The sequence below is a fragment of the Streptomyces sp. NPDC051105 genome, assembly GCF_040682795.1.
Lineage (GTDB): Bacteria > Actinomycetota > Actinomycetes > Streptomycetales > Streptomycetaceae > Streptomyces.
This window is the reverse complement of the sequence record NZ_JBFBBR010000001.1, coordinates 274,441-300,670: the sequence shown is the minus strand read 5'-3', so window position 1 is coordinate 300,670 and position 26,230 is coordinate 274,441. Positions and strand designations below refer to the sequence as shown.

26 protein-coding genes and 1 pseudogene are annotated in these 26,230 nt (G+C 72.6%); 13 read left to right on the top strand and 14 right to left on the bottom strand.

The annotated features are described in order from the left end of the window. Positions 1–71 precede the first annotated feature (71 nt). Positions 72–548, top strand: coding sequence for a MarR family transcriptional regulator (locus AB0N16_RS01425; protein WP_365791838.1), 477 nt, complete (start codon positions 72–74; stop codon positions 546–548). A 61-nt stretch (positions 549–609) separates the two neighbouring features. Here AB0N16_RS01425 and AB0N16_RS01420 read toward each other — a convergent pair whose 3' ends face one another. Next, on the bottom strand, positions 610–1,953 hold the full coding sequence (locus AB0N16_RS01420) for a hypothetical protein (protein ID WP_365791836.1): 1,344 nt from the start codon (positions 1,951–1,953) through the stop codon (positions 610–612). Between the two features lie 113 nt (positions 1,954–2,066). Between AB0N16_RS01420 and AB0N16_RS01415 the strand changes: the two genes are divergently transcribed. Together AB0N16_RS01415 and AB0N16_RS01410 are read left to right on the top strand one after the other, a co-directional pair. Further along, a complete protein-coding gene (locus AB0N16_RS01415; RefSeq protein ID WP_365791834.1) occupies positions 2,067–3,305 on the top strand; it encodes a molybdopterin-dependent oxidoreductase in 1,239 nt (412 codons plus the stop codon). After that, the gene (locus AB0N16_RS01410; protein ID WP_365791832.1) at positions 3,305–3,835 is read left to right on the top strand and encodes a hypothetical protein; all 531 of its coding nucleotides are present in this window, start codon (positions 3,305–3,307) and stop codon (positions 3,833–3,835) included. Before AB0N16_RS01415 ends, AB0N16_RS01410 begins: the two co-directional genes overlap by 1 nt. Here AB0N16_RS01410 and AB0N16_RS01405 read toward each other — a convergent pair. The 3 genes from AB0N16_RS01405 to AB0N16_RS01395 all read right to left on the bottom strand — a co-directional run bounded on the left by AB0N16_RS01405 (position 3,724) and on the right by AB0N16_RS01395 (position 5,998). Then, positions 3,724–4,434, bottom strand: coding sequence for a methyltransferase domain-containing protein (locus AB0N16_RS01405; protein WP_365791830.1), 711 nt, complete (start codon positions 4,432–4,434; stop codon positions 3,724–3,726). The two genes, AB0N16_RS01410 and AB0N16_RS01405, sit on opposite strands and share 112 nt — an antisense overlap. Then, on the bottom strand, positions 4,431–5,057 hold the full coding sequence (locus tag AB0N16_RS01400; protein ID WP_365791828.1) for a DUF2064 domain-containing protein: 627 nt from the start codon (positions 5,055–5,057) through the stop codon (positions 4,431–4,433). The genes AB0N16_RS01405 and AB0N16_RS01400 overlap by 4 nt, the downstream gene beginning before the upstream one ends. A gap of 227 nt (positions 5,058–5,284) precedes the next feature. After that, on the bottom strand, positions 5,285–5,998 hold the full coding sequence (locus AB0N16_RS01395; RefSeq protein ID WP_365791826.1) for a glycosyltransferase family 2 protein: 714 nt from the start codon (positions 5,996–5,998) through the stop codon (positions 5,285–5,287). 162 nt (positions 5,999–6,160) lie between these two features. On the opposite strand from AB0N16_RS01395, the gene AB0N16_RS01390 reads away from it, so the two are divergent. Then, the gene (locus AB0N16_RS01390) at positions 6,161–6,901 is read left to right on the top strand and encodes a response regulator transcription factor (protein WP_365791824.1); all 741 of its coding nucleotides are present in this window, start codon (positions 6,161–6,163) and stop codon (positions 6,899–6,901) included. A gap of 1 nt (position 6,902) precedes the next feature. Then, the gene (locus AB0N16_RS01385) at positions 6,903–8,015 is read left to right on the top strand and encodes a HAMP domain-containing sensor histidine kinase (protein WP_365791822.1); all 1,113 of its coding nucleotides are present in this window, start codon (positions 6,903–6,905) and stop codon (positions 8,013–8,015) included. A 72-nt stretch (positions 8,016–8,087) separates the two neighbouring features. On the opposite strand, the gene AB0N16_RS01380 is transcribed toward AB0N16_RS01385, so the two are convergent. The 3 genes from AB0N16_RS01380 to AB0N16_RS01370 form a co-directional block, all read right to left on the bottom strand. Further along, positions 8,088–9,089 (bottom strand): NAD-dependent epimerase/dehydratase family protein, encoded by a 1,002-nt coding sequence (locus AB0N16_RS01380; protein WP_365791820.1) that lies wholly within the window; start codon positions 9,087–9,089, stop codon positions 8,088–8,090. A 135-nt stretch (positions 9,090–9,224) separates the two neighbouring features. After that, entirely contained in the window at positions 9,225–9,656 is a 432-nt protein-coding gene (locus tag AB0N16_RS01375) for a response regulator (protein WP_365791818.1), read from the bottom strand. A gap of 3 nt (positions 9,657–9,659) precedes the next feature. After that, a complete protein-coding gene (locus tag AB0N16_RS01370) occupies positions 9,660–10,025 on the bottom strand; it encodes a hypothetical protein (protein WP_365791816.1) in 366 nt (121 codons plus the stop codon). A gap of 122 nt (positions 10,026–10,147) precedes the next feature. Between AB0N16_RS01370 and AB0N16_RS01365 the strand changes: the two genes are divergently transcribed. Next, on the top strand, positions 10,148–11,743 hold the full coding sequence (locus AB0N16_RS01365; RefSeq protein WP_365791814.1) for an ATP-binding protein: 1,596 nt from the start codon (positions 10,148–10,150) through the stop codon (positions 11,741–11,743). Then, a complete protein-coding gene (locus tag AB0N16_RS01360; protein WP_365791812.1) occupies positions 11,740–12,939 on the top strand; it encodes a SpoIIE family protein phosphatase in 1,200 nt (399 codons plus the stop codon). Before AB0N16_RS01365 ends, AB0N16_RS01360 begins: the two co-directional genes overlap by 4 nt. On the opposite strand, the gene AB0N16_RS01355 is transcribed toward AB0N16_RS01360, so the two are convergent. Together AB0N16_RS01355 and AB0N16_RS01350 are read right to left on the bottom strand one after the other, a co-directional pair. Continuing rightward, the gene (locus AB0N16_RS01355) at positions 12,927–13,778 is read right to left on the bottom strand and encodes a YihY/virulence factor BrkB family protein (RefSeq protein ID WP_365791810.1); all 852 of its coding nucleotides are present in this window, start codon (positions 13,776–13,778) and stop codon (positions 12,927–12,929) included. The two genes, AB0N16_RS01360 and AB0N16_RS01355, sit on opposite strands and share 13 nt — an antisense overlap. A gap of 13 nt (positions 13,779–13,791) precedes the next feature. Next, positions 13,792–14,652 carry an ANTAR domain-containing protein gene (locus tag AB0N16_RS01350; protein WP_365791808.1) on the bottom strand — a complete coding sequence of 287 codons (861 nt, stop codon included), beginning with the start codon at positions 14,650–14,652 and terminating at the stop codon, positions 13,792–13,794. Positions 14,653–14,942: 290 nt separating this feature from the next. On the opposite strand from AB0N16_RS01350, the gene AB0N16_RS01345 reads away from it, so the two are divergent. Continuing rightward, positions 14,943–15,725, top strand: a complete 783-nt coding sequence (locus tag AB0N16_RS01345) for a DUF899 family protein (RefSeq protein WP_365791806.1) — start codon at positions 14,943–14,945, stop codon at positions 15,723–15,725. 34 nt (positions 15,726–15,759) lie between these two features. On the opposite strand, the gene AB0N16_RS01340 is transcribed toward AB0N16_RS01345, so the two are convergent. Next, entirely contained in the window at positions 15,760–16,113 is a 354-nt protein-coding gene (locus tag AB0N16_RS01340) for a VOC family protein (RefSeq protein WP_365791804.1), read from the bottom strand. A 289-nt stretch (positions 16,114–16,402) separates the two neighbouring features. Here AB0N16_RS01340 and AB0N16_RS01335 point away from each other — a divergent pair, with 289 nt between their 5' ends. The 3 genes and pseudogenes from AB0N16_RS01335 to AB0N16_RS01325 all read left to right on the top strand — a co-directional run. Continuing rightward, the gene (locus AB0N16_RS01335) at positions 16,403–17,542 is read left to right on the top strand and encodes an SGNH/GDSL hydrolase family protein (protein ID WP_365791802.1); all 1,140 of its coding nucleotides are present in this window, start codon (positions 16,403–16,405) and stop codon (positions 17,540–17,542) included. Between the two features lie 184 nt (positions 17,543–17,726). Beyond that, positions 17,727–20,192 carry a lamin tail domain-containing protein gene (locus AB0N16_RS01330; protein WP_365791800.1) on the top strand — a complete coding sequence of 822 codons (2,466 nt, stop codon included), beginning with the start codon at positions 17,727–17,729 and terminating at the stop codon, positions 20,190–20,192. Positions 20,193–20,231: 39 nt separating this feature from the next. After that, a pseudogene (locus tag AB0N16_RS01325) lies at positions 20,232–20,366 on the top strand (cupin); the annotation flags it as partial. A 33-nt stretch (positions 20,367–20,399) separates the two neighbouring features. Here AB0N16_RS01325 and AB0N16_RS01320 read toward each other — a convergent pair. Together AB0N16_RS01320 and AB0N16_RS01315 are read right to left on the bottom strand one after the other, a co-directional pair. Further along, positions 20,400–21,236 (bottom strand): hypothetical protein, encoded by an 837-nt coding sequence (locus tag AB0N16_RS01320; protein WP_365791799.1) that lies wholly within the window; start codon positions 21,234–21,236, stop codon positions 20,400–20,402. 122 nt (positions 21,237–21,358) lie between these two features. Further along, complete coding sequence (locus AB0N16_RS01315; protein ID WP_365791797.1) at positions 21,359–21,829, bottom strand: helix-turn-helix domain-containing protein; 471 nt, start codon at positions 21,827–21,829, stop codon at positions 21,359–21,361. A gap of 154 nt (positions 21,830–21,983) precedes the next feature. On the opposite strand from AB0N16_RS01315, the gene AB0N16_RS01310 reads away from it, so the two are divergent. Further along, positions 21,984–22,481: a PaaI family thioesterase gene (locus AB0N16_RS01310; RefSeq protein WP_365791795.1), complete on the top strand. Its 498-nt coding sequence runs from the start codon at positions 21,984–21,986 to the stop codon at positions 22,479–22,481. A 158-nt stretch (positions 22,482–22,639) separates the two neighbouring features. On the opposite strand, the gene AB0N16_RS01305 is transcribed toward AB0N16_RS01310, so the two are convergent. Further along, positions 22,640–24,142, bottom strand: a complete 1,503-nt coding sequence (locus AB0N16_RS01305) for an MFS transporter (protein ID WP_365791793.1) — start codon at positions 24,140–24,142, stop codon at positions 22,640–22,642. Between the two features lie 97 nt (positions 24,143–24,239). On the opposite strand from AB0N16_RS01305, the gene AB0N16_RS01300 reads away from it, so the two are divergent. After that, the gene (locus tag AB0N16_RS01300; protein ID WP_365791791.1) at positions 24,240–24,761 is read left to right on the top strand and encodes a helix-turn-helix domain-containing protein; all 522 of its coding nucleotides are present in this window, start codon (positions 24,240–24,242) and stop codon (positions 24,759–24,761) included. Positions 24,762–24,875: 114 nt separating this feature from the next. On the opposite strand, the gene eno is transcribed toward AB0N16_RS01300, so the two are convergent. Beyond that, positions 24,876–26,159: a phosphopyruvate hydratase gene (eno, locus tag AB0N16_RS01295; protein ID WP_365791789.1), complete on the bottom strand. Its 1,284-nt coding sequence runs from the start codon at positions 26,157–26,159 to the stop codon at positions 24,876–24,878. Positions 26,160–26,230 lie beyond the last annotated feature (71 nt).

Genomic DNA, 26,230 nt, shown 5'->3' with positions numbered 1-26,230 from the left:
CCCGGGCCCCGGCACCCTCGCGGAGGCTCGTATTCTGCGGGCACAGTAGACCTACCGGAAGGACACCGGCAATGCCGTCCGTACCCTCCTCGCCGGACCTCGCCCACCTCCTCAGCCACGCCGAGCGACGCGTCGTGCAACGGCTGGCGGCGGTGCTGGCCGAGGAGGGCTGCACGGTCGAGGAGTGGCGCGTGCTGTCGATCGTCGGGGACGGACAGGGGCATCCGATGTCCGAGATCGCCGAGTACGCCCTGATGCCGGCGCCCAGCCTGACCAAGCTCGTGGACCGCATGGTCGCCGGCACCCTGGTGTACCGCCGTCCCGATCCGCACGATCGCCGCCGCGTCCTGCTCCACCTCACTCCGCGCGGCGACGACCTGTACCGGCGCGCCGCCCGCCGGGTCCGTACCGACCACGCCCGGCTGCTCGCCGAGACAGCCGACGGGGGAGCGCTCGCCCGGCTCCTGCCCCGACTCACGGCGGCGGCCGACGCCCGGACGGCCGACGCCCGGACGGCCGACGCACCGAGCGCGGCCCGGCCCGCCTGACGCTCGCGCGCGGGTTGTCAGTCCTCGCAGCCGCTCTCGCAGCCGCTCTCGCGGTGAGGTGTCACCACCCGGTGAACAGCAGATGGTTGATCAGCAGCGCGAGCAGCGCCTGTGCCGTCAGCCAGGCGCGCGGCCGGGGCAGGAACGCGCAGGCCGGGAGCAGCCACATCGCGAACGGCAGCCAGATGCGCTCCGTCTCCGCCTTGCTCATCCCGGACACGTCGGCGACCAGCAGCGCGAGCAGCGCGACCGCCGCCAGGAAGGCGAGCCGGGTCGGTACGGAGCCCGCCGTACGGCGGTGGACGAGCGTGGCGGCCGCCCGCCGCAGGCCCGCCACCGTCGCCAGGCCGATGACGATCACCGTGCAGGCCAGGTTGGCCCACACCCAGTAGCCATACGGGCGGGTGCCGCCGATGCCCTGGTAGTAGCGGGTGACCAGCAGCCGGTACCCCTCCCACCAGTCGAACCCGGCGAGCGTGAACACGACCGGGACGACCGCCGCCCCCGCCACCAGCAGGGCGAGGACCACCGGCCGCGCCCGGACCCGGCGCCGGCCGAGCACCAGCACCGCCGCCCCGATCAGCGCGAAGAGCGTCAGGCCGTACGACAGATAGCAGGTCAGGCCGTACAGCAGTCCCGCGCCCGCCGCCCATCCCACGGACCGTCCGGTCACCGCCAGCACCAGCAGCGCCACCGCCCAGGCGGCGACCGCCGCGAAGTACCCGTCGGCCGACGCGCCCACCCACACCGCGGCCGGGGCCATGGCCAGGAAGGGGGCGGCCCGCCGGGCGAGCCGCTCGTCGGCCAGGGCCCGCACCGTGACCAGCACGGCGACACAGGCCGTGGACCCGACGGTGATGCACCAGGCACCCGCCCAGCCGCCGCCGTGCAGCCCGAGCCGGTCGAGGAGGACGAAGGTGAGGGTGGCCGCGGGCGGATGTCCGGCGATATGGGCGGGCCAGGGGGACGGGGTGCCGCTCACGATGTGGCGGGTGAAGTCGCGCAGGGTGGCCGGGATGTCGTGGAAACGGCCGATGACCGTGAGGTACTCGTTCGGGCTGGTGAGCCGGCCGGCCACACCCCGCTGCCAGCCGTCGACCAGCGCCAGCGACCAGGTCCAGGCCAGACAGGCGCCCCAGGCCGCGGCGAGCAGCCCGCGCCAGGGCAGCCGTACGGCGAGGTTCGGCCCGTACGCCACCAGCACGGCCGCGACCAGTACGGCGGCCGGGGTGCCCGGGCCCACGTGCGGGTCCCAGTCGGCGAACAGCGGCGGCCAGTGCACGAACAGGACGCGGTAGGCGTCCTGGAGGTGCCGGCCGACCAGGACGGCGACGAGCACCAGCAGAGCGGCGGCGAGGACGGCGTAGAGATCGGCGGGGCGATCACGGTGGGGGGCGCGGGTCACACCGGAACGCTAGGTCGGCGACCGGGCGAACGACTGGATCAGGTGGCTGACGTCAGACTTTCGTCATGGGTCGCGCACCCGTTCCCCGGGTTCTCCCCGCCTACGGTCGGACCATGCGACACGACGACCCCCGGCTTCCCACCTCACCCGGCTTCTGGCGCAGCCCGCTGCGCGGCACCTGGTTCACCTCGGTGCTCGGCCTCGTGCTGCTCGTCGGCATCACCGTGCTGTTCGTGACCGGACTGGTGTCGTACGCCGCCTACAACCCGGACCTCGCCCCGGTGAACGACCAGACCCCGGACAAGGGCATCCTCGGCTTCTACCTGTTCTCATGGCCGACGAACCCGTCCTGGCTCTACCGGCTCACCCAGGGCCTGCACGTCACCCTCGGCGTCACCCTGATCCCGGTGCTGCTCGCCAAGTTGTGGTCGGTGGTGCCGAAGCTGTTCACGCTGCCCCCGGCCCGCTCGCTCGCCCACGCGCTGGAGCGGATCTCGCTGCTGTTGCTGGTCGGCGGCGGCCTCTTCGAGTTCACGACCGGTGTCCTCAACGTCCAGCTCGACTACGTCTTCCCCGGCTCCTTCTACCCCCTGCACTTCTACGGCGCCTGGGTGTTCTTCGCCGCGTTCGTGGCGCACGCGGCGCTGAAGACCCCGACCGCGCTCCGGGCGGCCCGGCAACGGCGGCGGGACGAGGCCGAGTTGGCGCCCATCCGGTCGGACGCGCCGACCGTGTCCCGGCGTGGCGCGCTGTGGTTCGTCGGCGGGGCGTCCCTGCTGCTGCTCGTCACCACGGCCGGGCAGAGCATCGGGGGCGCGCTGCGGCGCACCGCCCTGCTCGCGCCGCACGGCGGAGCCGACCCCGGCAGCGGGCCGAACGGCTTCCAGATCAACAAGACGGCCGCGTACGCCGGGATCGACGCCAGGGCGACCGGAGGCGAGGCCTGGCGGCTGGTCGTCGCCGGACGCGACGGCCGGACGGTCCGCCTCAGCCGTACCGAACTCCTCCGACTGCCCCAGCACAGCGCCGCGCTGCCCATCGCCTGCGTCGAGGGGTGGTCGACCGCCGACCAGTGGTGGCGCGGGGTGCGGCTGCGCGACCTCGCGGCACTCGTCGGCTACGACGGCGACCCGCCGGACGTGCTCGTCGAGTCGCTCCAGCTGCACGGCGCCTTCCGCCGCGCGGCCCTGCGCGCCAACCAGGTCGCCGACCCGCGCTCCCTGCTCGCCCTCCAGGTGAACGGCGAGGACCTGTCCCCCGACCACGGCTACCCGGCGCGCGTGATCGTGCCTGCCGCGCCCGGTGTGCTCAACACCAAGTGGGTGGCCCGGATGACCTTCGGAGACCTGTGATGCGCTCGCCCCGACCCGTCGGCGCCCTGCTGCGACGGCTCCGCCTCCCGCTCGGCAACCCCCTCCACATCCTGCTGCTGGCCTGCTCGTTCGCGCTCGCCGCCTATGCCGGCGTACGGCTGCTGTCCGGCGACTGGCTCGGGGTGACGCTGTGGGTGGTGGGGGCGGCCCTGCTGCACGACCTCGTCCTGCTGCCGCTGTACTCACTGGCCGACCGTGCGGCCGTACGCGGGCTGGGCGCCGCCGGGCGCCGGGTGGGGGCACCGTCCGCGCCCTCGGGACCACGGGGGAGGGAGAGGGCGATGTACGTCCGCGTCCCGGCCGCGCTCTCCGCGCTGCTCCTGCTGGTGTGGTTCCCGCTGATCAGCGGGATGGTGGCCGGGCACTACCGGACGGCCACCGGCCTGACCTCGGACGGCTACCTGGCCCGCTGGCTGCTGATCACCGCCGTGCTCTTCGGCGGCTCGGCGCTGCTGCTGGTGTGCCGGCTGCGCAGGGCGACGAAGCGGCGCCCGCCGGCCGCCCACTGACCGGCCCGCTCCCAGCCCCACGCGTACCCCAGCAGGGCCGCGGTGCCGAGCCGCGCCCAGAGGAAGGGAGCGCCGACCGCCTCATGGGCGTCGGTGAGGTGGACATGGACGCGTTCGTCGACGTCCACCGGTGCGGTCTCGGCGATCAGCAGGCCGCCGGGAGCGAGGAGTTCGGCCACCCGGTCCAGCAGGTCGCGCGGGTCACCGCCGATCCCGACGTTGCCGTCCATCAGCAGGACGGTGCCCCAGCGGCCCTCGCCGGGCAGCGGCTCGAAGACCGAGCGGCGCAGTGCCTGACCGCCGAGGCGCACGGTGTGGTCGACGGCGGCCGCGCTGACGTCGATACCGAGGACGGTACGGCCCCGGGCGGCGAGTTCGGCGACGAGCCGCCCGGGGCCGCAGCCGACGTCGAGGACGGCGCCCTCACAGCGGTCCAGGACCTCCCGGTCGACCGGGTCGGCCCGTGCGCACCAGCGCTCGACGTCCAGGGGCAGCAGCCATCCGTCGGTGCGGCGCAGGAACAGCGGGCCCCGGCCGGTGCGCAGGGCGGCGGCATAGGGGTCGGCGCCGGTCCAGGCGAGGGGCGGCGATGTGGTCATCGGCGGGCCGTCCCGCCGTGCGCCGTGCATCGGGCCAGACGGGCGGCGAAGCGGCCGTGCGGGACGAGGGCGGCGACGGCGGCGGCGTCCGCGGCGGTGTCCACGTCCCGCAGCCGCGGCAGGTCCTCGACCCGCAACCCGGCGGCCACGAGCCGCCGCCGCTGGACCGCGCCGGTCTCCGGAGTGGACATCGGCACCCCGCGCAGCAGCGCGGGGTCCGGGTCGGCCAGCCCCAGCGCCCAGAACCCGCCGTCCTCGGCGGGACCGAAGTACGCGTCGCAGTCCGCGAAGTCCACGGTGAGCAGGGCCGGGGTGACCTGGGGGGTGTCCATGCCGATGAGGAGAGCGGGGCCGGTGCAGCCGGCGAAGGCGTGCGCGAGCCGCTCGTCCAGCCCGCCGGCGCACTGCGGTACGACGTCGAAGCCGGGCGGCAGCCAGGGGCCGGGGTTTCCGTCGAGTACCAGGACGCGGCGGGTGGCGGCGGTCCCGGCCACGGCACGCAGGGTGTCGGCGAGGGCCGCCTCGGCGAGCGCGGCGGCCTGCTCGGGGGAGTACGGCGGGGTGAGCCGCGTCTTGACCCTGCCGGGGCGGGGCTCTTTCGCGATCACGAGGAGGGTGGTCATGTGGGGGTTCCTTGGCTGGTTCTCGTGGGTGGGGGCTGGGGTCGGGTGGGGGCGCTTACCGGCGCTTGCAGGGCGCCGCCCGCGCCCACCCGTGCCGACCTGGGGGCACCTCCCAGGCCTTTGAGGCGCTGGGGGAGGCACGACTGCCCGCGGCTATGACACGGCTGGGGAGCGCCCCGTCAGGGGCGCGAGGCTGTATCGATGGGGGCTCCGCCGCGTGGGCGCGCTCAGCCCCCACCGACCCGCACCCGAGGCTGCTCCTTCAGTACCCGACTCATGTCCCGCACCGCCTGCCATGTGCCGCGCCAGGTCCCCGTCACCTTGGACGTGCCGGTACGCGGCCGGTACGGCACCTCGCGTTCGGTGATCCGCCACCCCGCGTCCGCCGCCCGCACCACCATCTGCAGCGGATAGCCACTGCGCCGGTCGTCGAGCGACAGCGCCAGCAGCGGTTCACGCCGCGCCGCCCGCAGCGGACCGAGGTCGTGCAGCCGCAGCCCGGTTCGGCGCCGCAGCATCCGCGCCAGCGCCAGGTTCCCGGCCCGGGCGTGCGCCGGCCACGCGCCCCGGCCCTGCGGGCGCCGTCGGCCGAGCACCAGGTCCGCCTCGCCGTCGCGGACTTCGCGCACGAACGGCACGAGGAGCCCCGGATCCAGCGAGGCGTCGCAGTCGCAGAAGCAGACGATGTCGGCGGTCGCGGCGGTCAGTCCCGCATGGCACGCCGCGCCGAAGCCGCGCCGCGCCTCGTGGACGACGGTCGCGCCGAGCGCCCCGGCGATGTCCGCCGAGCCGTCCGTGGAGCCGTTGTCCACCACGAGGGCCCGCCAGCCCGCCGGGATCCGGCCGAGCACCCAGGGCAGGGCCTCGGCCTCGTTCAGACAGGGGAGGACGACGTCCACGTCGGTCGTCGGGGAGGTTGGTGAGGTGGTCACGGTTGTCACCCTACGAACGTGAACCGGACATACCGGGCGTCGGCTCCTTACGAAACGCGGACGTCGGAACCGGCGGCCCCACCTCCCCGGTTTCTTACGAAACACGGACGTCGCACCCCGTGCCCACCCTCGGGCGCGACACCCGCGACGGCCCGGTGCGAGGGTGGGGGCATGCAGCAGCCGTACGAGCTCACCGAGGACCGGGCCGCCCCGGCCGCCACCCGGGTCCTGGTCGTCGACGACGATCCGACCGTCGCCGAGGTCGTCACCGGGTACCTCGACCGTGCCGGGTACCTGGTCGACCACGCCGAGGACGGCCCCACCGCCCTGACCCGGGCCACCGCCCGCTGGCCGGACCTGGTGGTGCTCGACCTGATGCTGCCCGGCATGGACGGCCTGGAGGTCTGCCGGCGGCTGCGCGGCCACGCCCCCGTCCCGGTCATCATGCTCACCGCGCGCGGCGACGAGGACGACCGGATCCTGGGCCTGGAGGTCGGTGCCGACGACTACGTCACCAAGCCCTTCAGCCCCCGCGAACTGGTCCTGCGGGTCGAGTCGGTGCTGCGCCGCGCCCGCCCCGCAGCCGCCGCGCACTCCTTCTCCACCGCCGGAGTCACCCTCGATCCGGGCGCCCGCCGGGCCACCCGGAACGGCGTCGAACTCGCCCTCACGCTGCGCGAGTTCGACCTCCTCGCCTTCTTCCTGCGGCACCCGGGGCGGGCGTTCGGCAGGGAGGACCTGATGCGCGAGGTGTGGGGCTGGGACTTCGGCGACCTGTCCACCGTCACCGTCCATGTGCGCCGGCTGCGCGCCAAGGTCGAGGACGACCCGGCCCGGCCCCGGCTGATCCAGACGGTGTGGGGTGTCGGCTACCGCTTCGACCCCGCCGCCGCCGAGCAGGAGGTGGACTGACATGCGCGACACCCTCCTGATCGCCCTGTACGCCCTGTCCGGCGCCGCCCTCACCGGGCTCGCCGGAGCGGCCGCGCTGCGCCTGCTCCGGCGTCGCTCGCTCACCCTGTCGATCGCCGTGGTCGCCGCCGTCGGCGTGGTCGCGATGCTCGCCGGCACTCTGGCCGTCGCCTGGGCGATGTTCCTCTCCTCGCACGACCTGTCGGTGGTGACGACGGTGGTCGCGATGGCGGCCGCGGTCTCGCTCGCCAGCGCGCTGATACTGGGCCGCTGGGTCGGCGCCCGCAGCCACGAACTCGCCCTCGCCGCCCGCTCGTTCGGCGAGGAGGGCGACTTCGCCGTGCCCGCGGTCCCGGCCAGCGCGGAACTGGCCGAGGTGAGCCGCGAGTTGGCGGCCACCAGCGCCAAGCTCGCCGAATCCCGGGAGCGGGAACGCGCGTTGGAAACCTCGCGTCGGGAACTGGTCGCCTGGATCTCGCACGACCTGCGCACGCCACTGGCCGGTCTGCGCGCCATGTCGGAGGCGCTGGAGGACGGCGTCGCCACCGACCCGGACCGCTATCTGAAGCAGATCCGCACCGAGGTCGAACGCCTCAACGACATGGTCGGCGACCTCTTCGAGCTCTCCCGCATCCACGCCGGGACGCTCGCGCTGAGCCCGAGCCGGATGTCGCTGTACGACCTCGTCGGCGACGCCCTCGCGGGCGCCGACCCGCTGGCGCGTGAGCAGGGCGTACGGCTGGTCGGCGACCGGGTGGAGCCGATGCCCGTCGAGGTGGACGGCAAGGAGATGAGCCGGGTGCTGGGCAACCTGCTGGTGAACGCCATCCGCCGGACGCCGCCCGACGGCACGGTCGCGGTCGCCGCCGAGCGCGGTCCCGAGGGTGTCGTCCTGTCGGTCACGGACGGCTGCGGCGGGATCCCCGAGGAGGACCTGCCGCGCGTCTTCGACACCGGCTGGCGCGGCAGCCACGCCCGGACGCCTCCTGCCGGAGCGGGACTCGGCCTCGCCATCGTGCGCGGGATCGTGGAGGCCCACCAGGGGCGGGCCACCGTGCGCAACATTCCGGGCGGCTGCCGCTTCGAGGTGGTGCTGCCCACGGCCGCTTCCTGATCGTGGGCAGCACCACCGGTCCATCCGGGGCCCACGCGCCCCGCATCCCGTCCTGCGGCGCGAATCCGGGGCCTACGCGCCCCGCATCCCGTCCCGCGCGAACTCCCGCATCCCCTCCGCGAACCCCACCTCGGCCTTCCAGCCCAGCTCGGCCCGCAGCCGCGAGGAATCGGCCGTGATGTGCCGTACGTCCCCGAGCCGGAACTCCCCGGTGACCACCGGCATCGGCCCGCCGTATGCCTCGGCCAGCGCACGGGCCATCTCGCCGACGGTGTGCGGCTCACCGCTGCCGGTGTTGTAAGCGGTCAGTGCACCCGGCTCCGGCTGTGCCTCCAGGGCGACCGCGTTGGCGGCGGCCACGTCCCGGACGTGCACGAAGTCCCGGCGCTGCCGCCCGTCCTCGAACACCCGGGGCGCCTCACCCCGGGCGAGCGCCGAACGGAAGAAGGAGGCCACGCCCGCGTAGGGGGTGTCACGGGGCATCCGGGGCCCGTACACGTTGTGGTAGCGCAGCGACACCGCCGAGCCGCCCGTCGACCGGGCCCAGGCGGCGGCCAGATGCTCCTGGGCCAGCTTGGTGGTGGCGTACACGTTGCGCGGATCGGCCGGCGCGTCCTCGGCGACCAGCCCCGGTACCAGTTCGGCGCCGCACACCGGGCAGTGCGGCTCGAACCGCCCGGCGTCCAGATCGGCGACCGCGCGCGGCCCCGGCCGTACGACACCGTGGCGCGGGCACTCGTACCGGCCCTCCCCGTACACGACCATCGACCCGGCCAGCACGAGGCGCCGTACCCCGGCCTCGGCCATCGCGGCGAGCAGCACGGCCGTACCGAGATCATTGCGGGAGACGTACTCCGCCGCGTCCCCGAACCCCACCCCCAGCCCGACCATCGCGGCCTGATGGCAGACCGCGTCCACGCCCGCGAGCGCCCGCCCGACCGCCGCCGGATTGCGTACGTCGGCGCCAGGATCGTCGCGCACGTCGAACACGACCGCGTCGTGCCCGTGCGCCGTCAGCGCCTCGACGACATGGGACCCGATGAACCCGGCACCGCCGGTGACCAGTACTCGCATACGGCCACGCTAGGCCCGCGCCGCCGCCGCACCACGCGACCGCGCCCGCACGTCACGACTCCGTAAGAAGGGCCGTACCCACCCTTCCGGGTCTGGTGCCGGGCGCGGACCGCGTTCCCCGATCGGCTGCCGCCCCTACGCCTTGGGGGGCTTGACGGCGATGTCGAGGTAGAAGGCGTCGATGCTGCGCACCGCCGTCTCGAACTCCGCCAGGTTGACGGGCTTGGTGACGTAGGCGTTGGCGTGGTGGTGGTACGCGCCGGTCACGTCGTCGGGGGCGACGGACGTGGTCAGTACGACGACCGGGATGGTCCGCAGCTCCGCGTCCTCCTTCACCACGGCGAGGAACTCGCGCCCGTTCATCCGGGGCATGTTGAGGTCGAGCACGATGAGGTCGGGGCGCTCGTTGTCCGGGTCGCGCAGGTAGTCCAGGGCCTCGATGCCGTCGGAGACCTTGGTGAGATTGCGCGTACCGCGCTCGGTGAGGGCGTCCTGGATGAGCATCGCGTCGGCGACGTCGTCCTCGACCAGCAGCACGTCGTACGGTCGGATTGCGGCGGCAGCCATGATTCAGGAGCTCCGGGGTGTGGGGCGGGTCGAGTGGTCTGTGTTGTTGGTGATCAGCCCGGGCCAGCGGCGCCGAGCCCCTTGGCGGCTCATGCTCACGGCCCGGCCGATCTCCGGGTAGCCGGCTCCGCTCTCGGCGGCGGCGTGGGCGGCCTGGTCCTCCAGGTGTCTGACGGTCTGCTTGACACCGGCGAGTACCCGCAACCGCAACAGAGCATGCCGACGGGCCTCGGCCGCCGTGTCGACGGGGTCCGCCGGGCGGCGGGCGGTGTCCTGCGTGAGCAGCCGGGTGAGTTCGTCCACCACCAGGGTCACCAGCACGTCCGTATCCCCACTCGGGAGATCGGGAGGGGGGAAGGGAGCGGGCATGGCATCACCCTAGGGCGTTGATCCAGGTAGGGACAACATGCGTTGTCGGGCCCCGGGTACAGTGTGGTTGCCGCGCGCCCAGGCGCGGCCAGGACGGCCGACCGAGGGAGCAGCCCACCGCTATGACAAGCAAGCCGTCAGGCGTCGTGGGCGCGTTCGCGGGCTGGACGACCCGGCGCTGGCTGCGGGTGGGCGTGGCCGGCACCCTGATCGTCCTCGCGGTACTGGGGTCGCTGGGTGGCTGGGCCATGTGGCGGACCTCGCAGATCACGGCCGGGCTGGTGGACCGGCGGTCCCCCGCCCTGGTCGAGTCGATACGGGTCGAGGAGGCGCTGGTCAACCAGGAGACCGGCATCCGCGGCTACGGTCTGTCCGGCCGGCGGGACTTCCTGCAGCCCTACGCGCAGGGCGTGGCCGGCGAGCAGGCGGCGCTCAAGCGGCTGCGGCCGCTGCTCGGCGACGACGGCCGGGCCCGCGCCGACCTGGCCGAGGTGGAGCGACTCGCCGGGACCTGGCAGGAGCGCATCGCGCGGCCCGTCTCCGCGGCCTCCCCCGAGCAGGCCGCGAAGATCAGCACGGCACGCGCCGATGAGGGCAAGACCGCGTTCGACTCCCTGCGGCGCGCGATGACACGTCAGCAGGCCCACCTGGAGCAGGAACGGGAGTCGGCGACCCGTCAGCTGCGGCAGGCGGTGACCCTGCGGAACTGGATGTTCGCCATCATCGCGGGCGTCATCGCCCTGGTGGCCGGACTCGTCTTCGAAGGCCTGCGACGCGGTGTCACCGGCCCGCTCAGCAGGCTCGGCTCCGCCGCTCGTGACGTGGCGCAGGGCCGGTTCGACCGCACCCTCGACGGCACCGGCCCCGCGGACCTGCGCCGGCTCGCCTCCGACCTGGAGTCGATGCGCCTGCGCCTGATGGCGGAGCTGCGGTTCAGCGAGGAGGCCCGCGGGCTGCTGGACGAACAGGCGGAGGACCTCAAGCGGTCCAACACGGAACTGGAGCAGTTCGCCTACGTCGCCTCGCACGACCTCCAGGAACCGCTGCGCAAGGTGTCCAGCTTCACCCAGCTCCTGCAACGGCGTTACGGGGGACAGCTGGACGACAAGGCCGACCAGTACATCGCCTTCGCCGTCGACGGCGCCAACCGCATGCAGAACCTCATCAGCGACCTGCTGGTCTTCTCCCGGGTCGGCCGCGTCCACAACGAGCAGCGGACCGTGGACCTGGAGGAGGTGCTGAGCACGACGATGGACGACCTCAGTGTGCGCGTGGAGGAGACCGGCGCCGAGATCACCCACGACCCGCTGCCCACCGTCCTCGGGGACGCGACCCAGCTGGGCATGCTGCTGCAGAACCTGCTGTCCAACGCGATCAAGTTCCGCCACCCCGACCGGCCGCCGCGGATCCACGTCGGCGTGACGCCGGCCGAGGGGACCTGGGAGTTCGAGGTCCGCGACAACGGCATCGGGATCGAGCCGGAGTACCAGGAGAAGGTCTTCGTCATCTTCCAGCGGCTGCACACCAGGGAGGCCTATCCGGGCACCGGCATTGGCCTGGCGATGTGCAAGAAGGTCGTGGAGTTCCACGGCGGCACCATCTCGATCGACCCCGGCAACCGGCCGGGCACCCGCGTCGTCTTCACCCTTCCCGCCCCACCCGCCCTTTCCGCCCCCACGGCCGCGACGGCCGTCCCGGACAGAGAGACACAGTCGTGACCGGTCCATCCGCAGGCCGTGGCGAGCAGTACGACGTCCTGCTGGTGGAGGACGACGACGGGGACGCCCTCCTGGTCGAGGAACTGCTCCACGACACCGATCTGCCGCACACCCTGACGCGGTGCCGCACCGCCGCCGAAGCACACCGGGCACTCGCGGCCGGTCCCGTCGACTGCGTCCTGCTCGATCTGCATCTGCCCGACGCCGCCGGGGTGGAGATGATCCAGACCATCCAGGCCGGCACCCACGCCGCGATCATCGTCCTGACCGGCCTGGACGAACCCCGCGCCGGAGTCGAGTCCCTCGCCGTCGGCGCCCAGGACTATCTCGTCAAGGGCAAGGTCGATCCCGACCTGATGCAGCGCGCCGTCCGCTACGCCGTCCAGCGCAAGCAGGCCGAACTCGCCAACGCCGCCCTCCAGCTCGGGCGGCTGCGCGCCGAGGAGAACGCCCGCCTGGAACGCGGGCTGCTGCCCGACCCACTGCTGTCCTCGACCGCCGTCACCGCCTCCAGCCGCTACTACCCCGGACGGGCCCAGGCCCTGCTGGGCGGTGACTTCCTCGACGTCGTCCAGACCGACGACGGGCAGGTCCACGCGATCATCGGAGACGTCAGCGGGCACGGCCCGGACGCCGCCGCGCTCGGGGTCTGCCTGCGCATCGCCTGGCGCGCGCTCACCCTCGGCGGCCACCGCGCCCAGCACCTGCTGCGCCTGCTGGAACAGATACACATCGCCGAACGCGCGGGCAGCGACCTGTTCACCACCTGCTCCCTCATCACCCTGGACCCACGGGCCGCCACCCTCACCCTGCACCTGGCCGGCCATCACGAACCCCTGATCGTCACCCCCGACGGCACCCGGCAGGTCACCGCCGCCCACGGAATCGCGCTGGGCATCGCGCCCGGACTGGGCGACTGGCCCGCGACCACGCTGGCGCTGCCCGCCGACGGAGCGCTCATCGCCTACACCGACGGACTCGTCGAGGGCTTCGCGGACGGTTCCGGCGCCCGCCTCGGAGTGGACGGCCTGCTGCGCATCATCGACACGCTGCACTCGCCCGATCCCGGTACCCACCTGGACCGGCTCATCGCCCGCACCCGCGCCCTCAACGCGGACCGCCACACCGATGACCTCGCCGTCCTGCGCCTGGACTGGAAAACGGGGGCGTCCGCAGGCCCGGCTCACTCCTCCTGAGGGGTCTTCGCCAGTTCCGCGTTGAACTGGGCGCCGGTCAGCAGCGCCAGGTTGGACAGCCACAGCCAGACCAGGAAGATCACGACGCTGCCCAGCGAGCCGTACAGCCGGTGGTAGCTGCCGACATGGGAGGTGTAGGCGGTGCAGCCGAGCGAGAAGACCAGCAGGAGGGCCACCGCCAGCACACCGCCCGGCGCCATCTTCCCGACGGGGCGGGAGAACTCCGGGCCCGAGTGGTACAGGACGAGCACCGTGACGACGGCGACCGCGACCACCAGCGGCCAACGGAGCGCATGCCAGGCGGCCTGCGGCCCGGTACCGAGATTCAGCGCGCGGCCCAGGAACGCGGCCAGGCTGCCGGTGAGGAACAACGCCAGAACGGACGTGAGCAGCAGCAGGATCAGGACCAGGGCCGTGGTGATGATGCGGGGCGCGGTCCGCCAGAGCGGCCGGTGCGAGCTGGTCCGGTGCATGGCGTGCAGCGCCCGACGGAAGACGCTCAGATAGCTGGACCCCGACCACAGCGCCCCCGCGCCGCCCAGGACGATCAGCGCCCATGCCGCCGACGACTGTCCGGTCATCTGCCGCAGGGTGCCGCGCAGCAGGGCACGGGACGCGAGCGGGGCGGCCTGCGTGATGCGGTCGATGACCTCCGGCTTGGCCGTGGGGATGGTCAGACCCAGGACCGAGAGGATGACCAGCAGCACGGGGAACAGGGCCAGGACCGCGTAGTAGGTCAGCGCGGCGGCCCAGTCCGTGACGTCGTCGTTCCAGACGGCCACCGGGGTCCGGCGCAGCGCCGCCCACCACCGAGCCCTACGGCCGCCCGCATCCTTCATGGGACGGATGCTCTCACTCCCCGGTGCCCGGGGCGGGCAGCGGGTGGTCTCGGTGTCGGCGGGTGGCCCGGACATGGAGATGGTTCAGGGCGTCCACCACCACGGTGTTGTCGTGCCAGAGCAGCCAGCGGCCCACGTCGGCGCCGAGTCGCTCCAGCGCGGCCAGCTGGGCCGGCGCCAGCTCGTGCAGCGGGTGTTCGTGGTGGGAGGAGATCATGCCGACCACGGCCCCTCTCGGGCTGACCAGGGGGACGCTGTGGCAGGCGCGGCTGCCGGCCTGCAGGATCACCTGCCGGGAGCGCTCGTCGAAGGTGTCGCAGGAGCCGACGTCCTTCACGGTGACCTGCCGCGCCTCCTCGGCCGCCTGCGCGCACGAGGTGGTTCCGCTGTCGACGAAGGTGAAGTAGTCGGTGAACTGCCGGTTCAGCCCGGTGTGCCGCACCATGCGCAGCAGCCGGTTCTCCACCAGCTGCACGTTGCCCATACGGGTCCCCGTGATGCGCAGTGTGCGCCGCAGCGCGGCATCGAGGACCGTCCCCTGGCCGTTCGGATTTCCGTTCAGGTCCAGGGCGGGCAGCGGGGGAGGGCCCCCGTGCGGACGGCCCGCGACCCATCGCGGGGCCGTCGCCTCGGGGACCGGAAGCCGGACGACGGCAGCGGCGAGGGTGTGCAGTTTGAGGTTGAACCGCTGGGACGCGTCGCGCAGCAGCTCGAACGACTCCTCGCGCGAGGAGAGCCGGTAGTACGTCAGCAACAGCGCTTCGGCGCGAGCCACACCGGCACGCGCCAGTCGCCTGTTGCGCTCGTCCAGAGCCCGCTGCTCCTCGGGCTCGTCGGTCGGCGGCGCGGCAGGGGTGTGGGGATACTCGGCCATAGGCAGACCTCCTCGTCCGGCAACGGGATCGCGGCGCCGTCCCGCCGCCCGCGCCGGGACACCGTGCCAGGATGTCCGCAGCCCGAAGCGCGCCGATCGGGCACTCACCGTACGCATGCCCCGTACGCGCTCCGACAGACCACCCGCTCCCACCACCCCGTCCCCGGTGTGCCGGAGTCTCCCGCCGCGATGAGTTCCGGCCGGCGCGGGAGTCTGTTCAGGTGACCGTCCCAGAACGTCGGTCACGCCTCGTACGACGCTGACCGGCACCTGACACCACGGAGGACCCCATGTCGCCCACGCCCGACGAACCGACCAGCGCGCTGCCCGGCCGCCCGCCCGTGGTCGACCTGGCCACCTGGCAGGCCGCCCGTGACGAGCTGCTGATCCGCGAGAAGGCCCACACCCGTGAGGGCGACGGGATCGCCGCGGCCCGCCGCCGGCTGCCGATGGTGGAGTTCGACGGGACGGTCGAGGTCGTCGGACCCGACGGCCCGGTCCCGTTCCTGGACCTGTTCCAGGGCCGCGACGAGCTCGTGGTCTACAAACACATGTGGCACGACGGCGCGCCGCACCAGGGACAGTGTGAGGGCTGCACCACCACGGCCTGGCACCTCCAGGACGCCTCCTACCTCAACGCCCGCGGTGTGTCGTACGCCGTCCTGACCACCGGCCGGTGGCAGGAGGTGGCCCCCTACGTCGAGTTCATGGGCTACACCCAGCCCTGGTACTCGGTGCGCGACGTGGCGGGGCCGGCCGGCGAGCCCATGGGTTACCTCACCAGCTACCTGCGCGACGGCGACCGCGTGTTCCTCACCTACTCCACGACGGGCCGTGGCAACGAACGGGTCAACGGCTCCCTCGGCCTGCTCGACATGACGCCCTACGGCCGCGGCGAGGCATGGGAGGAGAACCCCGAGGGCTGGCCCAAGGGGAACAGCCCCTGCTGGTCCTGGCGCTCGGACGCGGACGGGAACGCCACCTGGGGCCCGACCAGCCGCCCCGTGCCGCAGTGGACCCGCCCCGGCGCCACCCCCGTGGAGACCCTGGGCCGGCACGGCCACCACCACTGACACCGGCCGGGGCCACGTCACGGCACCGGCGCGGTCAGGCGGGCTGCCACAGTTCGATCCGGTTGCCCTCGGGGTCGGTGACCCACCCGAACCGGCCGACACCGTCCATGTCCTGCGTCTCCTCGGCCACGTCCGCTCCCGCGGCGCGGAGCTGCGCGAGCATGGCGTCCAGGTCGCGGACCCGGAAGTTGAGCATGGTCTGCTGGGTGCGGGATCCGAAGTAGTCGGTCCCGGACTCGAAGGCCGCGAAGACCGTGGGCCCGGCCTGCTGGTGCCACAGCCCGTGGTCGTCGATGTCCAGGCCCAGGCGGTCGCGGTACCAGGCGGTCAGGGCCGCCGGGTCCCCGGCCCGCAGGAAGTACCCACCGATTCCAAGCACACGTTCCATGGCGTCATCTTGCCAGCACGGCGAGGTGCGGGCAGCGGGCACGGCCGGGCGCCCGCCGGCGTTCGCCACGGCCGGGGCGACAAGGCGGCAGAGGGAATCGGCCGGCAGACGCGGGGGGCCGGCGGGGTCCGGTGGCCCGCCGCCACAGGTCAGACGCCGTCCCACCGCAAGCTCCTGGACGAGGTGACGGCAGGAGCGTGAAGGGGGCGGTCCCCGGCGGCATGGTGAGCACAGGGCGGTATTCGGGGAAGAAGCACCCTTTCACGCCACCCTCAAGGAGAGTCGCCACGTGCGTTCCATCCTCGCTCCCGCGCTCGGCTGTGTCGTCGGAGCACTGGAGAAGACCCCCGGCCCGGCCGGGGTCACCCTGCATCGCGCTCCCGGCCCCGGACGCGCCCAACTGGCGGACACCCCGTACGAGTTCATCAGCACCGTGCCCTCGGGAGTGCGGCTGGAGATGCTCACGGACGCCACCGTGATCGAGCTGGACGCCCGGATCACCCAGGTCGTGATGACGGGATCCGAGCCGTCCGACGCGGTCTTCGACCTGGTCGTCGACGGTGAGCTGCGGGCACCGGTCACCTGCTCCGACCAGACCCTCATCCACGTCGACCCCGCCACCATGGCCCCGGAGGAGCACCCGGCCCCACCGGCCACCCTCCGGTTCGGCCTCGGCGCCGAGCCCCGGGAGCGCCGCGTCGAGATCTGGCTGTCCCACTCACGGGCCACCCAGCTCGTCGACGTCCGGGTCCCGGAGGAGGCGTCGGTGCGACCGGCTCCGGCGAGCGGCCCGGTGTGGGTGCACCACGGCAGCTCGATCAGCCAGTGCTCGGAGGCGGACCGCCCGACCGGCACCTGGCCGGCGACCGTCGCCCGGCGCGCGGGCCGCTCCCTCGTCAACCTCGGCCTCGGCGGCGAGTGCCACCTCGACCCCTTCATGGCCCGGGCCATCCGCGACCTGCCCGCCGACGCGATCAGCCTCGAACTGGGCATCAACATCGTGGCCGGCGACACCATGCGGGAACGCACCTTCGTCCCGGCGTTCCACGGCTTCCTCGACACCGTCCGCGACGGGCACCCGGAGACACCGATCCTCGTCATCAGCCCCATCGTCTGCCCCGCCGTCGAAACCCGGCCCGGCCCCACGCTGCCCGGCACCGACGGCAAGGTCCGCACACTCGACCGCCCCGCCGAACTGACGGTGGGCGCACTGACGTTGACCCGCGTCCGTGAGCTGCTGGCCGAACATGTGGAGCGACGCCGGAAGGCCGGTGACCACCGGCTCCACCTCATCGACGGCACCACGCTCTTCGGCCCCGAGGACACCGCCGACCTCCCCGACGGCCTCCACCCGAACGCGGCAGGCTACGCCCGCATGGCGGAACGCCTCCTGCCCCGGGCGTTCGGCGAGGCGGGGCTGTTGCGGTAGGACGCAAGGCCGGACGGGCCGGTCCCGTGACGGATGTTCACAGTCCGACTGGACCCGCAGATTTAACCGCGCACCCCTTGTTACGTCATTTCTACGCGCGTAACCTCAGCCGGTCGCATGGATCCCACCGGTCGAAAGCATGTCATGTGCCCTCTCTCCGGCGGACGTTGAAGGAGTCATCCTCGTGCAGATTCACAGACCCAGCGCATCGCGTGTAGCCGGCGCCGCGTTCGTGGCCGCGGCGGCCACGGCGGCCGTCATCGTGGCGCCGCTGCCCGCCGCGTTCGCCACCCCGTCGGCGAACGCGGTCATCTCGGAGGCGTACGGCGGCGGAGGCAACTCCGGGGCGACGCTCACCAACGACTTCGTGGAGCTGGCCAACCGCTCCACGGCGGCCTACTCCCTGGACGGCTACAGCGTCCAGTACCTCCCGGCCTCCGCCTCCGCCGGTTCGCTGTGGCAGGTCACCCCGCTCACCGGCGCGCTCCCCGCCGGCGGCACCTACCTGGTCGGCGAGGGCGCGGGTGCGGGCGGCACGACCGCCCTGCCGGCCGCCGACGCGACCGGCAACACCGCCATGTCCGCCACCGCCGGCACCGTGGCCCTGGTCAAGGGCACCACCGCGCTGACCTGCAAGACGGCCGCCGACTGCACCGGTGACGCCAATGTCGTGGACCTCCTCGGCTACGGCACCGCCGTCGTCCGCGAGGGCACCGCCGCGCCGGCGACGAGCAACACCACCTCCGTGTCCCGGGCCGCCTCGCTCGCCGACACCGACGACAACTCGGCGGACTTCACGGCCGGTACGCCCACCCCGACCAACAGCGCGGGCGACACCGCGAGCGGCGGCACCGGCGGTGGCACCGGCGGCCCGACCGCGCCCGGCGCCTTCCGCATCCACGACATCCAGGGCACCACCCGTATCTCGCCCCTCAAGGGCCAGAGCGTGGTGGGCGTCCCCGGCATCGTGACCGCCGTCCGCACCACCGGCAGCAAGGGCTACTGGATCCAGGACCCCACCCCCGACGCCGACCCCGCCACCAGCGAAGGTCTGTTCGTCTACACCGGCTCCGCCACGCCCACCGTCTCGGTCGGCGAATCGGTCCTGGTCAGCGGCAAGGTCTCGGAGTACTACCCGGCCTCCGCCGCCCAGTCGGTCACCGAGCTGGGCAGCCCGGTCTCCACCACCCTCTCCACCGGCAACGCCCTCCCGGACGCGGTCGCCCTCAACGCCTCCACCATCCCGGACGAGTACACGCCCACGGCCGGCGGCGGCAGCATCGAGGGCCTCACCCTCCAGCCGACCGTGTACTCGCAGGACTTCTACGAGTCCATCGAGGGCATGCGCGCCTCCGTCTCCGACGCCCGCGTGGTCGGCGCGACGAACACCTACGGCGAGATGTTCGTGACGGCCAAGCCGCATGAGAACCCCACCCAGCGCGGCGGCACCCTCTACGGAGGCTACGACCAGCAGAACACCGGCCGTATCGAGATCGTCGCGGCCGACGGTACGACCCCCGTCATGAACGTCGGTGACAAGCTCTCCGGCACCACCACGGGCCCGGTCGACTACTCCGACTTCGGCGGCTACCTGCTCGCCCCCTCCGCCGCCACCACCGGCACGGCCGTCGACAACGGTCTCCAGCAGGAGGTGACGCGCAAGCAGACCCACGACGAACTGGCGCTCGCCACCTACAACGTGGAGAACCTCGACCCGACCGACAGCGACGACAAGTTCACCCGGCTCGCCAAGGGCGTCGTCAAGAACCTCTCCTCGCCCGACATCGTCACCCTGGAGGAGATCCAGGACGACAACGGCGCGACCGACGACGGCACCGTCTCCGCCGAGGAGACCCTGAAGAAGTTCACCGCCGCGATCGTGGCGGCCGGCGGCCCGAAGTACGCCTGGCGGTACGTCAACCCGGTCAACGACGAGGACGGCGGCGAGCCCGGCGGCAACATCCGCCAGGTCTTCCTCTTCAACACCAAGCGGGTCTCCTTCGTGGACCGCGCGGCCTCCGGCGACGCCTCCACGACCGCCGTGTCCGTGGTCAAGGACCGCAGGGGCCAGGCCCATCTGTCCGCCTCCCCGGGCCGTATCGACCCGGCCGGCGCCGCCTGGACGGACAGCCGCAAGCCCCTCGTCGGCGAGTTCGTGTTCCAGGGCCAGACGGTCTTCGTCATCGCCAACCACTTCATCTCCAAGGGCGGCGACGACCCGATCCACGGCCGCTACCAGGAGCCGACCCGCTCCTCGGAGACCCAGCGGGGGCTCCAGGCCGAGGAGGAGAACGCCTTCGTCGAGTCGCTGCTCGCCGCCGATCCCCGGGCCCAGATCGTGGCCGCCGGCGACCTGAACGACTTCGAGTTCTCCGACGCGGTCAAGACCCTCACCGACGACGGCAACGACCTCACGGACCTCATCAACACCCTGCCGGTGTCCCAGCGTTACAGCTACGTCTACGACGGCAACAGCCAGACCCTGGACCACATCCTGACCAGCCCCTCCATCACCCACTACGACTACGACGTCGTCCACATCAACTCCGAGTTCGCCGACCAGGCGAGCGACCACGATCCCCAGGTCGTCCGGATCGACGTGAAGAACTGCGGCAGGAAGGCCCACCAGCCGAACCCGCACAAGAGGTAACGGCAACGGGTGCCGGCACCGCATCCCGCTGTCGCTGAACCCGTCTTCGTCCCGCAGCGGGAGGAGAACCCGGATCCCGACGACGAGGCGGTGGTCGTCATCGCGCGCAGCACCCAGGAGGCGATCGTCGTCAACCTGCCTGGTCTGTACGCCCTTCCGGCCGACGGGGGATGACGGTCATGCCCGCCTCGCCTCCGCGGCCGTGACTCAGGTGCGCGGAACGGCTTCCAGGAAGTGGTGGAGGGAGGCGGTCATCCGGGTGACGAAGGCGTCGCGGGTCCGGTCGGGGACGAGGTCGAGGGAGAGGTAGGGGTTGAGGTCCTCCAGCTCGACCAGGAGAAGGGAGCCGTCCGGGGCCCGGCAGGCGTCCACGCGCTGGATGCCGTGGTCGAGCGTGTTCCAGTCGATGAAACGCCGGGCGAAGACGAGATCGGCTTCGGTGGGCTCGTACGGTTCGAGGACCCAGCGGCGGCCGGGGTCGGGGGCGTACAGCGCGTACTGGAAGGCGTCGTCGACGTAGTAGAAGGACACCTCGTAGCGGAAGTCGACGCGTGGCTGGACCAGGATGTCGCCGTAGGCGAGGTCGGCCAGCCGGTCCCGGGCCACGAAGGTCAGGCCTATGGAGTCCGCTCCCGTCCTGGGCTTGACCGCGTACTGGTCGCTCTCGGGCAGGCGGTCCAGATGCTCGGGCCGGTCGACGGTGGGGATGACCGGGTATCCGGCGGCGGTCAGGTCCGGCAGGTATCCCTTGCCGGACATGTCGCCCCGCCCGTGCAGTGGGTTGTAGACCCGGCTGCCGCCCGCCCTGGCCCGGTCGCGGAAAGCGTCGTACTCCCGCTGGTAGTGGAGTGCCGGACCGCTGTTGCGGACCACGACCGCGTCGAAGCGGTCCATCAGGGCCGCGGCGTCGAGCGGATGGCACAGGGCGATGTCGAAGTCCCCGCGGAGCCGGGAGGTCAGGAACACGTCCTCGTCGCCGTACCGACGTCCGCGCGCCGGATAGGCGAGGTCGGTCACGTACAGCAGGCTCGGGCGGGCGGACATGGGGTTTCTCCTCGGCCGGTGGTCACGCGTGCGGTCAGCCGATGGTGGCACGCTCCCGGCGGGGAGCCGGGCCGCCCCCCGATTCGGTCGCCCCCCGGATCCGCGAGTCGCCGGGCGGCGGCCTACGACCGGAGGCGGGCGCCCGGACCCAGCCGGGCGGTGACTTCCGCCGGGGCGAGGGCGGCGTGGTCCGCGGAGCACTGGACGACGACGCGGACCGGAGCCTCGCAGCCGGTGTGACGAACGTCCAGCGGCGGACTCTCCCCGGGGTTGAGGGCGTAGGTCTCGCCCCACTGGGTCAGCGCCATGAGGACGGGCCACAGGTCCCAGCCCTTGCGGGTCAGCCGGTACTCGTTGCGGGCGCGGCTGCCGGGCTCCCGGTAGGGGACGGTCTTCAGGACGCCGGCCGAGATCAGCTTCCGGAGACGGTCGCTCAGCACCGCCTCCGACAGGCCGATATGCCGGTGGAAGTCGTCGAAGCGGCGGACCCCGTTGACGGCGTCACGCAGGATCAGCAGCGTCCATTTCTCTCCGACCACGTCGAGCGTGCGCTGGACGGGGCAGTTCTCCGTGCTCGCCTCAAGCCACTCCATGACGCCATCGTAGGCCCCTGACTTCGTCATTGACAGTCAGGTGAGCCGGAAGCTAGCTTCATTTGAAAAAGTCAGAGCGATCAGTCTGGCGGATCGGTCAGATGGATCAGTCAGACGGATCAGTGAGATGGATCAGAGGGAAGGGCTCAGCGCTGTGGGACGGACACGTACGTATCAGTGGGACGATCCCGCGGTCCTGGCGGAGGCCGCCGGACGCATGGCCGGTATCGACTTCCTGCGCGAGCTGCAGGCCGGACGGCTGCCGAGCTCGCCGATCAACCACACCGTCGACTTCGGGCTGGACGAGGTGGAGCCGGGGCGGGCGGTCTTCTCCATGACGCCGGGTGAGGAGCACTACAACCCGATCGGCAGCGTGCACGGCGGCATCTTCGCCGTCCTGCTGGACTCGGCCGCGGGATGCGCCGTGCAGTCCACTCTTCCGCAGGGCATGGCCTACACCTCCCTCGACCTGACCGTGAAGTTCCTGCGCCGCATCACCGTGGAGACCGGCACGGTGCGCGCCATCGGAACGGTGGTCAGCAAGGGCCGTCAAACCGCCCTCGCACAAGCGCAGTTGGTCGACGGGACGGACCGGCTGCTCGCCCATGCCACCAGCAGCTGCATGCTCTTCCCGGTGCCGCCCCCGCGCTGAGCCGCGAGCCGGAACGCCCCCGGAGCGCCGGTTCGAGGCGCCCGGGGCCGAGCGCGCCCCGGGGTGACCCCAGGGCGCGCGGCACCGTTCCTCCGCCTCTTCCGCCCCTTCCGCTTCTTAGGCCGACCGGCCTCTTTCGCGTCCTATGCCGACCGGCCTCAGTGGCCGGCCGCCCCCTCGGGTGCGCTGTACGCCGGCTGCTGTTCGGCTGTTCCGGCGTCCGTGCCGGACCGGCGGCGGCCCGGTGTCCACAGGAGGGCGCCGGAGGCCAGGCCGAGGGCGGCGAGAAGCCACCAGACCCGGTGGAAGGAGTCGACGGCGGTGGCCGTGGTGGGCGTGCCGAGGACGGCGACGAAGAGGCTGATGCCGAGGACCGCGCCGAGCTGGCGGAGGCTCGCGTTGATCGCCGAGCCGAGCGCGAACCGCTCCGGCGGCAGTGCCTGGACGGCGGCTCCGGACTGGACGGGCAGGGTGAGCCCGACACCGAGGCCGGTGAGCAGCGCCGCGGGCAGCCAGTGGGTGGTCCAGTGCGGGGTGGCGCCGGCGAAGACCGCGGTGAGGGCGAGGCCGGCCGTCCAGAAGAGGGCGCCGAAGGTGAGCACACGGCGCGCCCCGTGGGCGTGGGAGAGGCGGCTGGCGGTGCGTGCCACGGCGGTGACCACCAGGGGGCTCGGCGCGGTGGCGAGGGCGGCGCGCAGCACCGAGTAGTGCCACACCGTCTGCAGGAAGATGATGTTGCTCAGCAGCATCCCGTAGAAGGCGGCGGCGAACACCAGAGTCGCCGCGTTGACCAGCCGGAACTGCCGCACCCGGAAGAGCGCGAAGTCCATCACGGGCTGTGCGGTGGCACGGTCGCGCACGACGAAGGCCGGGAGCAGCAGCGCGGCGAGCACGAAGGCGCCGATCACCCGCGGGTCGGACCAGCCCCAGTTCGGGCCCTCGATGATGCCCAGGCTCAGCGCGGCGGGCATCCCGGCGATCAGCAGGACGCCGAGCGGGTCGGGCAGGCCGTGGGCGTGCGGGTCGCGGGTCTCGCGCAGCAGGCGCAGCCCGAAGAAGGCGATCACCGCGCAGATCGGCACGTTGACCAGGAAGATCCAGCGCCAGGAGGCGTACTGGGTCAGCAGGGCGCCCAGGGTGGGGCCGAGCGCGGCGGCCGCCGCGCCCATGGAGCCCCAGGTGCCTATCGCGACCGGCCGCCGGGCCGCCGGGAACTCCGGGAGGATCAAGGAGAGCGAGGTCGGAGTGACCAGGGCGGCGAACGCCGCTTGCAGGGCCCGCCCCGCGATGAGCATTCCGGCGTTCGGGGCCAGCCCGCACAGGGCGCTCATCGCCGCGAAGCCGGTGATGCCGATGAGGAAGACCCGCTTGCGCCCGTAACGGTCGGCGAGCCGGCCGGCCGGGATGAGGACGGCCGCGAAGACCAGGCTGTAGGCGTTGAGCACCCACGCCAGATGGCCGGCCGTGGCGTGGAAGCTGCGGCCGATGGTCTCGAAGGCGACGTTGACGATCGTGGTGTCGAGGAACACCACGAACGCGCCGAGGCTGCTCAGCGCCAGCACCCGCAGCGCATGCCGGCGGGCGGCCGCGTCCTGGACCGGCTCCTGTGTCGTCGCTGACCCGGCAGGCGCGGCCGTGGAGGCCCCCTCGGGTACGGCCATGGTGTCCTCACCTGTGAGTTTGATTCTCCTACTGACTGGTCGCGACGCTACCCCGAGTGGGTCGTGAAACACAACCAACCAGGGGTAACGTGGGCTCATGAACGTACAACCGCAGCAGGCCGGGGAGTCGCAGACGGGCAGCGCACGGGCCGTCACCGAGCCGCTGTCCTCGGTCATGGCGGACATGCCGGTGGGCGTGCGCCCCTGCTCGATCGCCGCCGCACTGGGGATCGTCGGCGAGCGGTGGTCGCTGCTCGCGCTGCGGGAGATGGCCTACGGCGTGCACCGCTTCGCGAAGATCGCCGGCTACACCGGCGCACCGCGCGACATCCTCGCCGACCGGCTGCGCAAGCTCGAAGCGGCGGGCGTGATCGAGCGGCGGCAGTACAGCGAGCACCCTCCCCGTCACGAGTACCACCTGACGCAGGCGGGACAGGAGCTCTTCCCCGTCCTGATCGGCCTGCTGCAATGGGGCGACAGGTGGGCGGTGGACACCCCTGCCGTCGCCTTCCGGCACGAGTGCGGTCATCCCCTGCGGATGGAGTCCGGGTGCCGGCACTGCGAGGGGGAGATCACCCCGGAGTCCCTCTTCCCGCACCTGCCCGACGCGCACTCCTGACCTCGGCGCCCCGGCTCGTCACTCGGACCCGGCGACGGACCGTCCGGGTGGCCCACCGGTCAGCGTCCTCGCCCACCGGTACTCGCAGGCACGCCCCCACCTGTCACGGCCGGGTCAGCGGCGCAGTCCGAGGGCCTCCCGCCCCGCGTAGCGTGCTTGCGCCCCCAGTTCCTCCTCGATGCGGAAGAGCTGGTTGTACTTGGCGGTGCGGTCCGAGCGCGACAGTGAGCCGGTCTTGATCTGGCCGCAACCCGTGGCGACGGCGAGATCGGCGATCGTCGTGTCCTCGGTCTCGCCGGAGCGATGGGAGATGACGACCGTGTACCCGGCGCGGTGGGCGGTGGCGACCGTCGCCAGCGTCTCGGTGAGGGTGCCGATCTGATTGACCTTCACCAGAACGGAGTTGGCGATGCCGTCGCGGATACCGGCCCGCAGCAGCGTCTCGTTGGTGCAGAAGACGTCGTCTCCGGTGAGCTGGCAGCGGTCGCCGAGCCGGGCGGTCAGGTCGCGCCAGCCGGCGTGGTCGTCCTCGGCCATCGGGTCCTCGATGGAGGCCACGGGGTAGCGGTCGACGAGGGCGGCGAGGTAGTCGGCGTGTTCGGCGGGGGTACGGCGGACGCCCTCGCCCGTGTAGTCGTAGCCGCCGTCGCGGAAGAACTCCGAGCTGGCCGGATCCATGACGAGCGTGATGTCGGTGCCGGGCTTGTAGCCCGTCTGCTCGATGGCGCGGACGACGAAGTCCAGGGCCTCGTCGGCGGTGCGCAGGTCGGGAGCGAAACCGCCCTCGTCGCCGACGTTGACACTGTGGCCGGCGGCCAGCAGGTTGCCGCGCAGGGTGTGGAAGACCTCCGAGCCCATGCGGACCGCCTCGGCGAAGGTGGCCGCACCGATGGGCGCGATCATGAACTCCTGGAAGTCGAGCGGATTGTCGGCGTGCGCGCCGCCGTTGACGATGTTCATCATCGGCACCGGCAGCAGCCGGGCGTCGACTCCGCCGACGTAGCGGTACAGCGGCTGCCGGTGGGAGGCCGCGGCGGCCTTGGCGGTGGCCAGGGAGACGCCGAGCAGGGCGTTGGCGCCGAGCCGTGACTTGGTCTGCGTGCCGTCCAGCTCGATCATCGTGCGGTCGACGGTCGCCTGGTCCTCGGCCTCCAGTCCGGTCACGGCGTCCGCGATGCTCTCGTTCACGGCGTCGACGGCGCGCCGAACTCCCTTGCCGTGGAAGCGGGTCGGGTCGCCGTCGCGCAGTTCGACCGCTTCGCGGGCGCCGGTGGAGGCGCCGGAGGGGACGGCGGCGCGGCCCAGTGAGCCGTCCTTGAGTTCCACGTCGACCTCGACCGTGGGGTTGCCCCGGCTGTCGATGATCTCGCGTGCGACGACCCGGCTGATGGCGGTCACGATGCACTCCTCACGCTGGGCCCGTGCGCTGACGGGCAGTAAGTTCCATCGAGAAACAAAGTGAGTCCCGA

Bases quoted from the DNA above. Each gene is read 5' to 3' on its own strand.
- AB0N16_RS01320 (WP_365791799.1), bottom strand. From the start codon at position 21,236: ATGTCCGCCCGCCCGAGCCTGCTGTACGTGACCGACCTCGCCTATCCG.
- AB0N16_RS01355 (WP_365791810.1), bottom strand. From the start codon at position 13,778: ATGAAGGATGCGGGCGGCCGTAGGGCTCGGTGGTGGGCGGCGCTGCGC.
- AB0N16_RS01390 (WP_365791824.1), top strand. From the start codon at position 6,161: ATGCAGCAGCCGTACGAGCTCACCGAGGACCGGGCCGCCCCGGCCGCC.
- AB0N16_RS01400 (WP_365791828.1), bottom strand. From the start codon at position 5,057: ATGACCACCCTCCTCGTGATCGCGAAAGAGCCCCGCCCCGGCAGGGTC.
- AB0N16_RS01405 (WP_365791830.1), bottom strand. From the start codon at position 4,434: ATGACCACATCGCCGCCCCTCGCCTGGACCGGCGCCGACCCCTATGCC.
- AB0N16_RS01410 (WP_365791832.1), top strand. From the start codon at position 3,305: ATGCGCTCGCCCCGACCCGTCGGCGCCCTGCTGCGACGGCTCCGCCTC.
- AB0N16_RS01345 (WP_365791806.1), top strand. From the start codon at position 14,943: ATGTCGCCCACGCCCGACGAACCGACCAGCGCGCTGCCCGGCCGCCCG.
- AB0N16_RS01300 (WP_365791791.1), top strand. From the start codon at position 24,240: ATGAACGTACAACCGCAGCAGGCCGGGGAGTCGCAGACGGGCAGCGCA.
- AB0N16_RS01365 (WP_365791814.1), top strand. From the start codon at position 10,148: ATGACAAGCAAGCCGTCAGGCGTCGTGGGCGCGTTCGCGGGCTGGACG.
- AB0N16_RS01370 (WP_365791816.1), bottom strand. From the start codon at position 10,025: ATGCCCGCTCCCTTCCCCCCTCCCGATCTCCCGAGTGGGGATACGGAC.
- AB0N16_RS01315 (WP_365791797.1), bottom strand. From the start codon at position 21,829: ATGGAGTGGCTTGAGGCGAGCACGGAGAACTGCCCCGTCCAGCGCACG.
- AB0N16_RS01375 (WP_365791818.1), bottom strand. From the start codon at position 9,656: ATGGCTGCCGCCGCAATCCGACCGTACGACGTGCTGCTGGTCGAGGAC.
- AB0N16_RS01385 (WP_365791822.1), top strand. From the start codon at position 6,903: ATGCGCGACACCCTCCTGATCGCCCTGTACGCCCTGTCCGGCGCCGCC.
- AB0N16_RS01340 (WP_365791804.1), bottom strand. From the start codon at position 16,113: ATGGAACGTGTGCTTGGAATCGGTGGGTACTTCCTGCGGGCCGGGGAC.
- AB0N16_RS01380 (WP_365791820.1), bottom strand. From the start codon at position 9,089: ATGCGAGTACTGGTCACCGGCGGTGCCGGGTTCATCGGGTCCCATGTC.
- AB0N16_RS01305 (WP_365791793.1), bottom strand. From the start codon at position 24,142: ATGGCCGTACCCGAGGGGGCCTCCACGGCCGCGCCTGCCGGGTCAGCG.
- AB0N16_RS01350 (WP_365791808.1), bottom strand. From the start codon at position 14,652: ATGGCCGAGTATCCCCACACCCCTGCCGCGCCGCCGACCGACGAGCCC.
- AB0N16_RS01425 (WP_365791838.1), top strand. From the start codon at position 72: ATGCCGTCCGTACCCTCCTCGCCGGACCTCGCCCACCTCCTCAGCCAC.
- AB0N16_RS01415 (WP_365791834.1), top strand. From the start codon at position 2,067: ATGCGACACGACGACCCCCGGCTTCCCACCTCACCCGGCTTCTGGCGC.